The following is a 14,019-nucleotide window of genomic DNA, read 5'->3' on the forward strand; positions in this document are numbered from 1 at the left end:
ATCAACACGCGCCGCAAACGGCACGCGCGATATTCTCATGCTGCCTTACGCGTCAAGCGCGCGGCAATCTTCTGGCAGCCAACCGATCTCGATCTGCTGTCCTGGTTGCAGACGCACCTGGTCAGGCGCGTTGCGTGATTTGATGATGAACTCGTCGTTTCCAGCCACACGCAGACGCGTGCGGAAGATGTCACCCATGTAAATGAATTCGAGCACTTCGGCCTTCAGCGTGTGCGCGCCCTTCTTCAAGCGCGTTTTGTCAAACTCGACACGCTCTGGACGGATAGAAACAGTCGTGCGGTCGCCAACCTTGCTCACATTGACAGGCATCGCATCGATCTCTTCGCCGCTATCAAGCTGCACAACGCACGCGTTGCCACTGATCTTTTTCACAACACCATGCAGCGTATTATTCTCGCCGATGAACTGCGCCACAAAGCTGTTCTGTGGGTTTTCATAAAGCTCTGCCGGCGGCGCAATCTGCTGGATGCGACCATCGTCAAACACAGCGACACGGTCTGACATTGTCAGCGCTTCTGTCTGGTCGTGGGTCACATAAACAGTCGTGATGCCGAGGTTGTGGGCAAGGTGTGTAATCTCAAATTGCATCTTCTCCCGAAGCTGCTTGTCAAGTGCGCCGAGTGGTTCGTCCATGAGTACGAGCTCAGGCTCAAACACCAGTGCGCGCGCCAGAGCAACGCGCTGTTGCTGGCCGCCCGAAAGCTGAGCAGGACGCCGTCCGCCAAAGCTGCCCATCTCGACCATATCCAAGGCGCGTTTGACCTTGGCTTCGCGGTCCGATTTGCCAATCTTGCGAACCTCAAGCGGAAACGCGAGGTTCTCAGCGATCGTCATGTGTGGGAAGAGGGCGTAATTCTGAAACACCATCCCGATACCGCGCTTGTGCGGTGGGATATTGTTAATGCTCACTCCATCAATCTTGATCTCGCCGTGTGTGGCGGTTTCAAAGCCAGCCAACATCATAAGGCAAGTCGTCTTGCCAGAGCCTGACGGCCCAAGCATTGTCAGAAACTCGCCTTTGGGCAATGTCAGGTTAAGGTCTTTTACGACAAGCGTCTCGCCGTCGTAACTTTTCTGAACACGTTCGAACGCTACGAACGCATCTTCATTATGCGTGTTGGCCAAAAATCGGCTCCCCGTCGTTTTCCTGTGGCTTGAACCACTTATCGTCTCGCATCTAACCTCAGGTAAGAGGTATCATGCAACAGTATAACCAAGTATTTTTTTATGGACCCTCTCTGATCAATTTAAAGTCAGAAAACGCACAAAAAGTTCATTTTTGCGCCAGAAAATTTTTTATGTCTGTGAATTTTCGCAAGATTATTTCGCACCTGCAGCAAGCTTCACTTGTAAACAAACGGAGAATCAATCCTCCAAATGTCGCAAACCGCCCAATCGCGGCGCTTTACTGGCTAGACCAAAGCACAGCTTCTGGACCTCATAAGACAAATCAAAACAAACCGAGCCAAGCACATGAATTTTCAGAGAACGCCTTTTTCCGAAGTCGAATACGCCGCCCGCCTCACCAAGACACGGCAGGCCATGGAAGCCGCAGGCATCGACCTGCTCTATGTGCAAGACCCCTCAAACATGGCTTGGCTCACAGGCTATGACGGCTGGTCGTTTTATGTCCATCAAGGCGTAATCATCACGCATGACAGCGCACCTCATTGGTGGGGCCGCCGCCAAGATGCCAATGGCGCCATCCGCACCGTCTGGATGGAAGACAGCCACATCCACGGCTACGCCGACCACTTCGTCCAATCCACCACACGCCACCCGATGCAAGACCTTGCGGAGCGCATCAAATCTATCGGAAAAGAAGATGTCCGCATCGGCGTCGAAATGGACAATTACTACTTCTCTGCCAAAGCCTTTCAGACCCTACTGACAGAGCTGCCCAACGCGCAGTTCCTTGACGCCACAGCATTGGTCAATTGGCAACGCACCGTGAAGTCCGAAGAAGAGCTCGTCTTCATGCGCCGCGCTGCCAAGATAAGCGAAAAGGTCGTCGATGGCCTCCTTGAACGCGTCGAAGTCGGCATTCCCAAAAACGAGGTCGTCGCCGATCTTCAGCGCGATCTGATCCTCGGCGCCGATGGCCACTGGGGCGATTATGCTGCCATCGTACCACTCCTGCCGTCAGGCTCTGACGCCGCCGCACCGCACCTCACATGGGATGGCCGCCCCTTCCAAAAAAATGAGGCGACCTTCTTTGAAATTTCTGGCTGCTACCGCCGCTACCACGCTCCCTTCTGCCGCACGATCTTCCTTGGCGAGCCCAGCGATTTCCTCAAGCGCGCCGAGGCCGCCCTTGTCGAAGGTCTAGAAGCCGGCCTTGATAAAGCCCGCGCGGGCAACCGCGCCTGCGATATCGCCAATGCCCTCGCCGCCCCGCTCGAGGCCGCAGGGATCGAACGTGGCGCGCGCTGCGGCTACCCCATCGGCCTGAGCTACCCGCCCGACTGGGGCGAGCGCACAATCTCCTTGCGCCCCGAGGACGAAACCGTGCTTGAGCCAGGCATGACCTTCCACTTCATGCCAGGCCTCTGGATGGACGACTGGGGCATGGAGATCACAGAAACGATCCTGATCAAAGATGAGGGCCCCGCCGAAGCGCTCTGTGATCGCCCCCGCAAGATGTTCGTCAAACCATGAGCACACTCGCCCGCACCGTCGAGATACTGGAAAAGCTCATCGCCTTTCCAACCATATCGCCTGACAGCAATCTGGAGATGATCGCCTTTATGGCCGATCATCTCGGTCAGCTCGGTGCGCGGGTGAATACCTTTACGTCGCCCTGCGGAACCAAGGCCAATCTCTTCGCCACATTGGGCCCCGAAGGCGACGGCGGCATTGTGCTCTCGGGTCACTCCGATGTTGTCCCCGTTGCCGAGCAAGACTGGACATCTGACCCCTTCACGCTCGCACACCGAGACGGCCTCCTCTTTGGGCGTGGCACATGTGACATGAAAGGCTTCATTGCGGCGACGCTTGCTATGGCAGAAGACTACGCTACGCTTGATCTCACCCGCCCTGTCCACTTCGCCTTCACACATGACGAAGAAACAGGCTGCATCGGCGCGCAAGCACTGGTCGAGGAACTGAAAGCCCAAGGCCTCAAGCCCGCGATCGCCATCATTGGCGAACCCACAGAAATGCGCATCATCGAAGGGCACAAAGGCTGCTGCGAATACACCACGCGCTTCACGGGGCTTGAGGGCCACGGCAGCCAGCCCGCACGCGGTGTCAACGCGGCCGAATATGCGGTGCGCTATGTCACCAAGCTCATGGAGTTGCGCCACGATCTTATGGCACGCGCGCCCAAAGGCAGCCGCTTTGAGCCGCCCTACACCACCGTCAACATAGGCCGCATCGCGGGCGGCGTGGCCCATAATGTCATCGTCGGCAAAGCCGAAGTCGAATGGGAGTTCCGCCCCGTTCAGGACACAGATTATGATTTCGTTCACGCAGAGCTCGATGCCTATACAAACGATGTTTTGCTTCCTGCCATGCGCGCGGTTCATCCAGCAGCACATATCGAAGTCGAAACCATGGGGGAGGTGGCTGGCCTCATGCCAATGGAAGACAACGAAGCCCGCGATCTCTGCGCCGCGCTGACAGGCGGCAATGGTGTCGATGTGGTGGCTTTCGGCACAGAAGCAGGCCTATTCCAGTCGCTCGGTATGTCCGCAGTGGTCTGCGGGCCCGGCAGCATCGAACAAGCTCACAAGCCAGACGAGTTCATAGCACCTGATCAACTTCAGGCGTGTCTCACCATGCTCCAAGGTCTCAGCAAAAAGCTCACGGCCTAAAGGCCAGCGCACGCTGCATTAGGTAATTTTGTATTAACAAAACCCTGTTTCAGGCGGTGCACGCTATGTGCACGGGTTGTGAACGCATATCACCCCCCCCAGTTTTGCACCAACGACAAGGCGTTAACCCTGCTGTACGCACCTCAACATTCCTGCTTTTTCTTTCCAGCAAGATCGCAGGCGTGTGGGGGCAGAGCCCCCACACGCCTGCGCCAACAGGCGAAATTCCTAGCTCATCGCCTTGAAAAGGCCAGCCGCTTTCACGTTCTCATAGCCCTCATCCAGAGCCTTCCGCGCCCGCACAATCAGCGTGTCAATCTCGGCTTTCGTGATCACCAAAGGTGGGCTGATCACCATACGATCTCCGACATGGCGCATAATAAGGTTGTTGGCAAAACAGCGCTCCCGCACCATAAAACCAACAGTCCCCACATCCGCAGCAAACTTCGCTCGGGTGGTCTTGTCAGGCGTCAAAGCCAGTGATCCCATCATCCCCACAACCTTAACTTCGCCGACCATCGGATGGTCGCCAAGGCTTTCGAATTTCTCTTTGAGATAAGGCGCCAGCTCCTGCGCAGCGTGGCTCACGATTCCCTCCTCGTCAAGAATCCGCAAGTTCTCCAGCGCCACAGCACAGGCCACAGGATGGCCCGAATATGTATAGCCATGGTTGAACTCACAGGCCCCCAAAACAGCCGCAACTTTGTCGTTCACAATACTCGCCGAAATCGGCGCGTACCCTGAGCTAAGCCCTTTTGCTACCGTCATAATATCGGGCTTGATCCCCATCGTTTGCGAGCCAAACCAGTTGCCCGTGCGGCCAAATCCGCAGATCACCTCATCTGCAATCAGAAGGATACCGTACTTGTCACAGATACGCTGGATTTCTGGCCAATACGTCGACGGAGGAATGATCACACCACCCGCGCCCTGCACCGGCTCGCCGATAAACGCCGCGACTTTATGTTCACCCAATTCAAGGATCGCTTTCTCAAGCTGCTGGGCGCGCTCAAGACCAAAGTCTTCGGGGCTCATATCACCACCCTCGGCCCACCAGTTCGGCTGATCAATGTGATGAATATCAGGAATCATACCGCTCTGCGCGTGCATCCCTGACATGCCACCCAAAGCAGACGATGCAACGGACGAGCCGTGGTACGCGTTCTTGCGTGAGATGATCACAGTCTTCTCGGGCTGGCCCTTTTCTTGCCAATAAGTTCGCACAATACGGATGTTTGTATCGTTTGCTTCAGAACCCGAATTGGCAAAGAAAACGTGGTTCAAATCATAGGGCGTCAGCTCGGCCAAGCGCTCCGCCAAAGCAATTGCAGGAACGTGAGTCGTTTGGAAAAACGTGTTGTAATATGGCAGCTCGCGCATCTGGCGGCTGGAAACTTCAGCGAGTTCGTCACGGCCATAACCGATATTCACACACCACAACCCCGCCATCGCATCAAGGATCTCGTTGCCCTCACTGTCCGTAAGCGTCACGCCCTTCGCACGTGTGATCACCCGTGCGCCCTTTTTCTCAAGATCGTCGTTTGTGGTAAAAGGATGCATGTGATGCGCCGCGTCTAGGCGTTGCAGCTCTTCTGTCGGCATGTGGTTGGTGATCTGTGTCATATCAAACTCCCATCAGCGCTGGCGGCGCCTGCGCTATCAAATTCATCCCCGCCAGAATATGATCAAATTATTTTCTGTCAATCTCTTGTGGTCTCGGCAAGCGCGCGGCGCACTTGCTCCATACCTTGTATCACATCTTCTCGCATGGCCTTGGCCGCCGCCTGCGTATCGCCCGCACGCATCGCGCTCAGCGCCTCATGATGCTGGTCGGGGAGGTTTTCTGTCCCAACGCGCCCACAAACCACACGCAAACTTGGCCCAAAACGTAACCAAAGACCGTCTGCGAGTGCTGAAAGAATAGGCGCATCCGCCATCGAGTAGAGCCGCGCATGGAACCGGTAGTTCTGTTCAAGATAATTTCTCACGTCGCCCTGCGCGATCGCGACATCTAGCGCTTCATCGATCAAGGTCAGCTCCGCGATGTCCGCATCCGTTGCCCGCTCGGTTGCTCTAATTGTCAGTTGAGGCTCAATCGCCTGCCGTGCAAAAATTAGCTCATTCACATGCCCGACAGTCAACACTGGCACGACAACACGCCTGTTTCCCAAGAATTCGAGGGCCCCTTCGGCAGTCAGGCGGCGTATTGCTTCTCTGACAGGTGTCATCCCTGCGCCAAGCGTCTCACAGATTCCCTGAATTGTCACCGCTTGGCCTGGGGCCAGCTCACCAAACAAAAGCAAATCTCGCATCTCGCGATAGACTTTTTCATGTGCTGGCAACTCCGGAGATAACATGGTGGGGTAGGCGGCAAAACTCACCAAACTGGCCGAGGTCGCGGGGTCTTGCGTCATGAACTATCCTTCCGAATCTCTTGCATTTTTCTGCGCATCGTGCAGGCATCTTAATTGAAATGTTGCCAAGACAGTCAAAACTTGATCAAATATTTCGTCAAGGGGAATGACCTCGCAAACAGGGAGAAACCAAATATGAAAACGTATCTGCTCTCAGCAGTAGCCTCACTCGCACTCGTCGCAGGCATGGCCTCGGCCGAAGAAGTGCGCGTCTATAACTGGTCGGACTATATCGATGAAGAACTGCTTGCCAAGTTCGAAGAAGAGACTGGCATCAAGCTTATCTACGACGTGTTCGACTCAAACGAAGTTCTCGAGACAAAGCTCCTCGCAGGTGGCTCTGGCTATGATGTGGTTGTGCCATCAGGTACATTCCTGCAGCGCCAGATCACTGCTGGCGCATTCCAAAAGCTTGACACGTCCAAGTTCACAAACAAGGGCAATATGTGGGACGCAATCGAAGCCCGCACAGCCAAATATGACCCTGATAATGCGTACTCCATTAACTATATGTGGGGCACAACAGGCCTTGGCGTGAACGTCAACAAAGTTAAAGAAGTTCTCGGTGATGATGCGCCTGTTGGCTCTCTCGATCTGGTGCTTAACCCTGCCAACATGGAAAAGCTCGCGTCATGCGGCGTGCACTTCCTTGACGCTCCAGCAGAGATGATCCCAGCGGCTTTGGCCTACATCGGCGAAGACCCCGACAGCCAAGACCCTGACGTGATCGGCAAGACCGAAGCTGTGCTGTCCGCGATTGCACCATATGTGCAGAAGTTCCACAGCTCTGAATATATCAACGCGCTCGCCAACGGCGATATCTGCGTTGCCTTTGGCTGGTCTGGCGATATCCTTCAGGCCCGTGATCGCGCAGCGGAAGCAGAGAATGGTGTTGAAATCGCCTACAACGCTCCCAAAGAGGGCGCGCTCATGTGGTTTGACCAAATGGCGATCCCTGTTGACGCACCAAACGTAGACGGCGCGCACAAGTTCCTCGACTTTATCATGAATGCCGAGAACATGGCCGCAGCTTCAAACTATGTCTATTACGCGAACGGCAACTTGGCTTCACAGCCTATGCTGGAAGAAGACGTCATCGGCGATACAGCAATTTACCCTGATGCGGAAACGCTGGAGAAGCTCTACACAACCTCTCCTTATGACGCAAAAGTTCAGCGTGTCGTCACACGGCTCTGGACAAAAATCAAATCAGGTACATAAGCCTGAACTCAGCCCGCAAACTACGGTTTGCGGGCTTCTTAAACTTCGGGGGATACGCATGGCACAGACAGTTTTCGCACCTTGGCTCGACGCAAACGAAAAACCGTTGATTCAATTCAAAAATGTCACCAAGCGCTTTGGTGATTTCGTCGCCATCGACAACCTCACACAAGATATTTACGCAAAAGAATTCTTTGCGCTCCTCGGCCCGTCAGGCTGCGGCAAGACCACAATGATGCGCATGCTCGGCGGCTTTGAAACACCGACAGAAGGCCAGATCCTGATTGCAGGACAAGACATGGCAGGCGTGCCCCCGAACAAGCGCGCCGTGAACATGATGTTCCAGTCCTATGCGCTTTTCCCACACCTGTCGGTCGCAGAGAACATTGCTTTCGGCCTGAAGCGCGAAGGCAAACCTAAGCCCGAGATAGATGCGCGCGTTGAAGAGATGCTCCGCCTCACCCGGCTCACCAAATTTGCCAAGCGAAAGCCCCACCAAATTTCTGGCGGCCAACGTCAGCGCGTGGCCCTCGCCCGCTCTCTCGCCAAAGCGCCCAAGCTTTTACTTCTAGATGAGCCGCTCGGCGCGCTCGACAAAAAACTGCGTCAGGATACCCAGTTTGAACTGATGGATATTCAGGAAAAGACGGGAACAACCTTTGTCATCGTGACACACGATCAAGAAGAGGCAATGACCGTCGCCTCACGCGTTGCCGTGATGGACGAAGGCGAAATCATTCAGGTCGCAACACCTGCCGATATCTATGAGCGCCCAAACTCTGTTTATGTGGCCGACTTCATCGGTGATGTGAATATTCTCAACGGCCATGCCACACGCGCTGGCGATGGCTACGACATAGCCTATGCAGAGGGCAAGGCGCCCCTTCACGCCAAGACAACCAGTGATCTTGGCGAAAGCTCCAAATGCGCATTGGCCATCCGCCCCGAGAAAGTTTCGATCACTGCGGCAAAGCCCGCAAAAGTGACAAACGCAATCAAGGGTAAAATTATAGATATCGCCTATCTCGGGAACCTCTCGACCTATCATGTCGAAATCGAGGGGGGCCACATGATCAAAGCACAAACCGCCAACACCACACGCCTTGAGCGCCGTAGCTTCACTTGGGAAGACACCGTCTGGCTCAGCTGGACTGACACAGCCGCCATCGTGCTGGAGGGCTAGAGTATGCGCCGCTTTACTCTGATTGCCGTTCCATATGTCTGGCTCCTGGTGCTCTTCCTCGTGCCCTTTGTGATCGTCTTTAAGATCAGTCTGTCAGATACAGCACTGGCCATTCCGCCCTACACACCTACGCTTGATTTTTCTTCAGGTTGGGCCGGTATCCGAGCATTCTTCGCGGGTCTCGATTTTGAGAATTTCACGTTCCTCACAACCGATGACCTTTACTGGAAGGCCTACCTCTCAAGCTTGCAAATCGCCGCAATCTCGACAGTGCTTACACTCCTTGTGGGATATCCAATCGCCTATGCAATGGCACAATCCCCCGACGAGTGGCGCCCAACACTGATGATGCTGGTAATCCTGCCCTTTTGGACATCATTCCTGATCCGCGTTTATGCTTGGATGGGTATCCTCTCCAACGAGGGCTTCCTGAACCAGTTTCTCATCTGGACAGGCGTTATCTCCGAACCGCTCACAATCCTGAACACCAACACAGCCGTCTATATTGGCATCGTCTATACATACTTGCCCTTCATGATCCTGCCGATCTACGCCGCTTTGGAAAAACTAGACTCGTCTCTTCTTGAAGCCGCAGAAGACCTTGGCTGTTCGCGCCTCACCGCGTTTTGGCTCGTGACAGTACCGCTGTCAAAACAGGGCATCATTGCCGGCTGTTTCCTTGTCTTCATTCCCGCGCTTGGCGAGTTTGTTATCCCATCACTGCTCGGAGGGTCACAAACCCTGATGATCGGTAAAGTCCTCTTTGAAGAGTTCTTCTCAAACCGGGATTGGCCCGTCGCCTCCGCTGTTGCAGTGATCCTGTTGCTCATTCTAATCATTCCGATCGTGCTATTTCAGCGCAACGAGCAGAAGCAACGGGAGGCTGAAGAATGAGACGCTTCACTTGGTTCAACGCAACATCGCTTAGCTTCGGCCTCGCCTTTCTCTATCTACCAATGCTGATCTTGGTCATCTACAGCTTCAACGAGTCCAAGCTCGTGACAGTCTGGGCTGGTTTCTCGACCAAATGGTATGGTGAGCTTTTCCAGAACGAAGCCTTCCTTGATGCCGCATGGGTCACTGTCAAAGTCGCAGTGATGAGTTCCACAATCGCATCGATCCTCGGAACAATGGCAGCCTATGTCCTTGTGCGCGGTGGTCGCTTCAAAGGGCGCACGCTCTTCTCTGGGATGATCTACGCGCCGCTCGTTATGCCCGAAGTCATCACAGGCCTTTCGCTTCTTTTGCTCTTCATCGGCATAGGCCTCGACCGCGGCGTTCTGACAATCGTGCTGGCGCACACGACGTTCTCAATGTGCTACGTCTCTGTCGTCGTCTCATCACGCCTTGTAAGTTTTGACCGCTCCCTCGAAGAGGCGGCGCTTGATCTGGGTTGCTCGCCTTTTGAGGCCTTCCGCCTTGTCACCCTTCCAATTATCGCCCCTGCGGTGATCTCGGGCTGGCTTCTTGCCTTTACATTGTCTCTCGATGATCTCGTGATCGCCTCCTTCACAGCAGGCCCCTCGGCCACAACTCTCCCGATCAAGATTTTCTCTGCTGTGCGCCTCGGCGTCTCACCCGAGATCAACGCCCTTTCAACCATCATGATCAGCATCGTTACAGTCGGCGTTATAACAGCATCGCTTATGTCAAAACGCGCCACAGTGCGCCAGCAGCGCGAGGAGCGGGCAGCCGAAAGGGCCGCAGACTGATGCGGCGTATATTCTCTGATCACGCCTACTCAGACGACCGTACGGCAAAAAGCTATTGGTCCCAAACGGTCAGTGATGAAGCCCTCAAGCGCCCCCAACTGACAGGCGCCCAGACAGCTGATGTCGCTGTTATTGGCGCGGGCTTCACGGGACTTTCCGCCGCTCTTGCGTTGGCCGAGCAGGGTATCTCAGTCACAGTTCTTGACGCAGGATTTCCCGGCTGGGGCGCGTCTGGACGCAATGGGGGCTTCTGCTGCCTCGGTGGCGCAAAAGCGAGCGATAAGATGCTCGACCGCAAACATGGAAAACCCGCACGGCTTGCCTATCGCCGAGCTGAAGCAGATGCGGTTCGACATGTCGCAACACAACTTGAAAGACACCAGATCGAGGCCGACACGCACAGCAATGGGGAAACCCAACTCGCTCATAAAGCCAGTATCCAGTTTGATGATGACGCCCGCGCGATCGAGGAAAACTACGGTGTCACACCCACGCTTCACAGCAAGCAGGAGCTCCCCGCCCTCGGCATGTCGGGCCACTTTCACAGTGCCATCACAACACCGGTTGGCTTTGGCCTGAACCCACGTAAATACCTCGCTGGTCTCCTCAAGGCCGCAGAGACTGCAGGGGTAAAAATCTTTGGTCAAAGCCCTGTCAGCAAAATTGACCGTGCACAGGCCTACAGCCTCAAAACCCCTCAAGGCACGCTTGCCGCAGAGCAGCTCATCATCGCGACCAACGGCTATTCCTCCGAGGACGTCCCTACATGGATGGCAGCGCGCTATATGCCAGCGCAATCTTCAGTGCTCGTAACACGCGAGCTGACCGATACAGAGATCGCCAGCGGCTGGTCCTCCGATCAAGCCGCCTACGACAGCCGCACACTGCTGCACTACTTTCGTCTGATGCCAAACCGCCGCTTCCTCTTCGGAATGCGTGGTGGCCTTATGTCCTCCAAGAGCGCCGAGACCCGCAACAAACGCAAAATCCGCGCCGATTTCGAAGCCATGTTCCCCGCTTGGGCAGAGGTAGAAACACCCTTTTACTGGTCTGGAATGGTCTGCCTTTCCACAGGCCTCACACCCTTCGCAGGCCCTATTCCCGAGATGCCCGGCGCTTACGCAGGGTTTGCCTATCACGGGAACGGTGTCGCTATGGGGAGCTACACAGGCGCGCTTCTCGCCGACCAAGTCTTAGGCGCACGAAAACTGCAGACCCCAAAACTTATGCTGCAGCCGCCCAAGCGCTTCCCTCTTGGACCTGCCCGCCGCGCCCTGATGTATGGTATCTACGCAGGCGCAGCTCTCAAAGATCTCTAGTCTTTTTCTTTCCAAAAATATCTTGGGAGAGCGCGAGAGGGCAAAGCCCTCTCGCCTACCGCGACGCGCCAAAGGCGCGGCGCAATTCCTCACACAGAGCCAAAGCCCACATCAAGCGCGCTCAACACAGTGTCAATCTCAGCTTCAGAGATCGTCAGGGGCGGTGACATCAAGATGTTGTTCCCCCCCAGACGGACCATCGCCCCCGCATCATAGGCCGCCTTGTGGATACGCTTCATCGTCGGCATATCCATCGCCGCTTTGCTAGCCTTGTCAGACACGATTTCGATCCCCGTCATAAGCCCGTGACCGCCGCGCACATCGCCGATGATATCGTATTTTTCCGCCAGCTTGAGTGCACCTTGATAGAGCTGCGTGCCGCGTGCCGCCGCGTTTGTTTTCGTGTCCAAACGCAATGTCTCGCTCAGCGTTGCCGTCACAGCCGCCGCGCCAACAGGATGCGCAGAATAGGTATAACCGTGGAAAATTCCGGCCTCGCCCTTGGTATCTTTCTCAAACACATCCGCCACAGCCTCGCTCATCAACGCTGCGCCGACAGGGAAATATCCTGAAGTAATCCCCTTCGCCGTACTCATCATGTCAGGCTGTACACCCCAGTGCCGCGCACCACTCCAGTGGCCTGTTCGCCCAAAGCCCGTGATCACCTCGTCAGAGATCATTAGGATACCATGTCGTGTGCAAATCTCGCGCAGAAGCGGCATCAGGCTTTCATGCGGAACAATAACACCACCCGCACCCTGTATCGGCTCCATGATAAACGCCGCAATCGTGTTGGCACCCTGGAAGTTGATCTCGTCTTCCATCGCCTGTGCAATGAGTTGCGCCAGAACAGCTGGGTCCGTCTCGTTAAACGGATTGCGGTAGGTATAGGGGCTAGGCAGATGGAAGCAGCCAGGCAGAAGCGGCTCATAAGCAATACGGAAGCGATTGTTCCCATTCACACTCGCGCCGCCAAAATGCGTACCGTGATAGCCTTTCTTGAGGCTGAGAAACTTGGTGCGCGTCGGCTCCCCTTTGATGCGGTGATACTGCCGTGCAAGGCGCAAGCATGTCTCCACAGAGTCAGAGCCGCCCGATGTAAAGAAGACGCGCCCCATTCCATCGTCCTTAAAGAACTCGCGCACGGCATAAGACGCCTCGATTGCTGTGGGGTTGGAAGTGCCCGCAAAGGCCGAATAGTAAGGCAGCTCATATAGCTGCTTGGCGATAGCGTCTTTCACCACATCGTTTGAGTAGCCCAGATTGACACACCAAAGCCCGCCCACAGCGTCCACAACTTCCGCTCCGTCCAGATCGGTGATCTTCACACCGTGAGCACTTTTAATAATCGTCGGCGGATGCTCAAGGCTGTCGCCCGGCGCGCCCATCGGATGCCACATATGGCGTGCATTGTTCTCTTTGAGGAAGTTGTCGTCTTTCATCGCGCTCTCCATCGGGCTATTAAAGCTGGGCTCTACAAGAATTTGATCAAATCTAGCATGCCGCCCGATTCTGTCCAGCGCGATTACGTCCTGTAGCGCTCTACAAACGCCCTCAAGATATGCTCAGGAACCGTCACGCTCGCCGCATGGCACATTGCAATCAGGCTTTCGGCCTCTTCTGGTGCAAAATACCCCTTATGCTTATAGATATTGATCCGCGCTTCAAACTCAGCCGCATCTGCCTCGGGGTGAAACTGCGTCGCATAAACATTCTGCCCATATCGGATCATCTGGAATGGACAGCTTGGCGCCTCAACAAGATGCACACATCCCTCCGGCAAGCTTTGCAGCGCTTCCTTATGGCCCACAAAAGCTTCAAACCGCTCTGGCAACCCATGACAAAGCGGGTCAGCGCGCCCTGCTTCAGTCAGTCGACAATCTGCAGTGCCCACAGGCTCGCCATACCGCTCCTTACTGACGTTCTGCGCCAGATGATGACCCAAAACTCCGATCCCATAGCAACATCCCATAAACGGAAAGTCGCACTCTGTAATCGCTGGCATCAACGATAGAACGTCACGCTCGATCTTAGCTTCAATAGCGGTTTTTTCCTCGGGTGCGTCACTTACACATCCGGGCCCACCCCCAACAATCACACCTGAATAGTCACTCAAATTCAATGCGTCAGGCAAATCTTCACAATCCAACCGCACGCGACACACATCTTCAGGCCCAAGCCCTCCTTTGGCGCAAATCGCAGCAAACTCATTGTCTGCCGCCTCTGCCTCTGGACGCAGTTGCAAGATCAGAAAGGGTTTCATGGGCCATATCCTTTTGCTATGGCTCACTTGCATCGCCTTGACCCCAAAATGCAATCCCTTAGGTTGGTCAG

General features: G+C 55.1%; 12 protein-coding genes. 7 read left to right on the forward strand and 5 right to left on the reverse strand.

Annotation, left to right across the window (positions count from 1 at the left end):
* Positions 1-45 precede the first annotated feature (45 nt).
* On the reverse strand, positions 46-1,146 hold the full coding sequence (locus DSM117340_RS14410) for an ABC transporter ATP-binding protein (protein WP_089893233.1): 1,101 nt from the start codon (positions 1,144-1,146) through the stop codon (positions 46-48).
* Between the two features lie 348 nt (positions 1,147-1,494).
* Between DSM117340_RS14410 and DSM117340_RS14415 the strand changes: the two genes are divergently transcribed.
* Both DSM117340_RS14415 and argE read left to right on the forward strand, forming a co-directional pair.
* A complete protein-coding gene (locus tag DSM117340_RS14415) occupies positions 1,495-2,679 on the forward strand; it encodes a M24 family metallopeptidase (RefSeq protein ID WP_089893237.1) in 1,185 nt (394 codons plus the stop codon).
* Complete coding sequence (gene argE, locus DSM117340_RS14420) at positions 2,676-3,836, forward strand: acetylornithine deacetylase (RefSeq protein WP_089893240.1); 1,161 nt, start codon at positions 2,676-2,678, stop codon at positions 3,834-3,836. The genes DSM117340_RS14415 and argE overlap by 4 nt, the downstream gene beginning before the upstream one ends.
* A 228-nt stretch (positions 3,837-4,064) precedes the next feature.
* Here the strand turns inward: argE and DSM117340_RS14425 are convergent, their stop codons facing one another.
* Both DSM117340_RS14425 and DSM117340_RS14430 read right to left on the reverse strand, forming a co-directional pair.
* Complete coding sequence (locus DSM117340_RS14425) at positions 4,065-5,459, reverse strand: aspartate aminotransferase family protein (protein ID WP_089893243.1); 1,395 nt, start codon at positions 5,457-5,459, stop codon at positions 4,065-4,067.
* 77 nt (positions 5,460-5,536) lie between these two features.
* Positions 5,537-6,193, reverse strand: a complete 657-nt coding sequence (locus tag DSM117340_RS14430) for a GntR family transcriptional regulator (RefSeq protein WP_177170705.1) — start codon at positions 6,191-6,193, stop codon at positions 5,537-5,539.
* A gap of 192 nt (positions 6,194-6,385) precedes the next feature.
* Here DSM117340_RS14430 and DSM117340_RS14435 point away from each other — a divergent pair, with 192 nt between their 5' ends.
* The 5 genes from DSM117340_RS14435 to DSM117340_RS14455 are packed head-to-tail and all read left to right on the forward strand — an operon-like array spanning position 6,386 to position 11,685.
* Positions 6,386-7,471, forward strand: a complete 1,086-nt coding sequence (locus DSM117340_RS14435; protein ID WP_089893249.1) for a polyamine ABC transporter substrate-binding protein — start codon at positions 6,386-6,388, stop codon at positions 7,469-7,471.
* A gap of 58 nt (positions 7,472-7,529) precedes the next feature.
* Positions 7,530-8,654, forward strand: a complete 1,125-nt coding sequence (locus DSM117340_RS14440) for an ABC transporter ATP-binding protein (RefSeq protein ID WP_089893252.1) — start codon at positions 7,530-7,532, stop codon at positions 8,652-8,654.
* A gap of 3 nt (positions 8,655-8,657) precedes the next feature.
* Positions 8,658-9,548 (forward strand): ABC transporter permease subunit, encoded by an 891-nt coding sequence (locus DSM117340_RS14445; protein WP_089893256.1) that lies wholly within the window; start codon positions 8,658-8,660, stop codon positions 9,546-9,548.
* Positions 9,545-10,366: an ABC transporter permease subunit gene (locus tag DSM117340_RS14450; protein ID WP_089893259.1), complete on the forward strand. Its 822-nt coding sequence runs from the start codon at positions 9,545-9,547 to the stop codon at positions 10,364-10,366. Before DSM117340_RS14445 ends, DSM117340_RS14450 begins: the two co-directional genes overlap by 4 nt.
* The gene (locus tag DSM117340_RS14455; protein WP_089893262.1) at positions 10,366-11,685 is read left to right on the forward strand and encodes an FAD-dependent oxidoreductase; all 1,320 of its coding nucleotides are present in this window, start codon (positions 10,366-10,368) and stop codon (positions 11,683-11,685) included. The genes DSM117340_RS14450 and DSM117340_RS14455 overlap by 1 nt, the downstream gene beginning before the upstream one ends.
* Before the next feature lie 89 nt (positions 11,686-11,774).
* Here the strand turns inward: DSM117340_RS14455 and DSM117340_RS14460 are convergent, their stop codons facing one another.
* A complete protein-coding gene (locus DSM117340_RS14460; protein ID WP_089893266.1) occupies positions 11,775-13,127 on the reverse strand; it encodes an aminotransferase class III-fold pyridoxal phosphate-dependent enzyme in 1,353 nt (450 codons plus the stop codon).
* A gap of 83 nt (positions 13,128-13,210) precedes the next feature.
* Positions 13,211-13,948: a glutamine amidotransferase gene (locus tag DSM117340_RS14465; protein WP_089893269.1), complete on the reverse strand. Its 738-nt coding sequence runs from the start codon at positions 13,946-13,948 to the stop codon at positions 13,211-13,213.
* Between the last annotated feature and the right edge of the window lie 71 nt (positions 13,949-14,019).

The sequence above is a fragment of the Lentibacter algarum genome, from assembly GCF_040580765.1.
GTDB classification, from domain to species: domain Bacteria; phylum Pseudomonadota; class Alphaproteobacteria; order Rhodobacterales; family Rhodobacteraceae; genus Lentibacter; species Lentibacter algarum.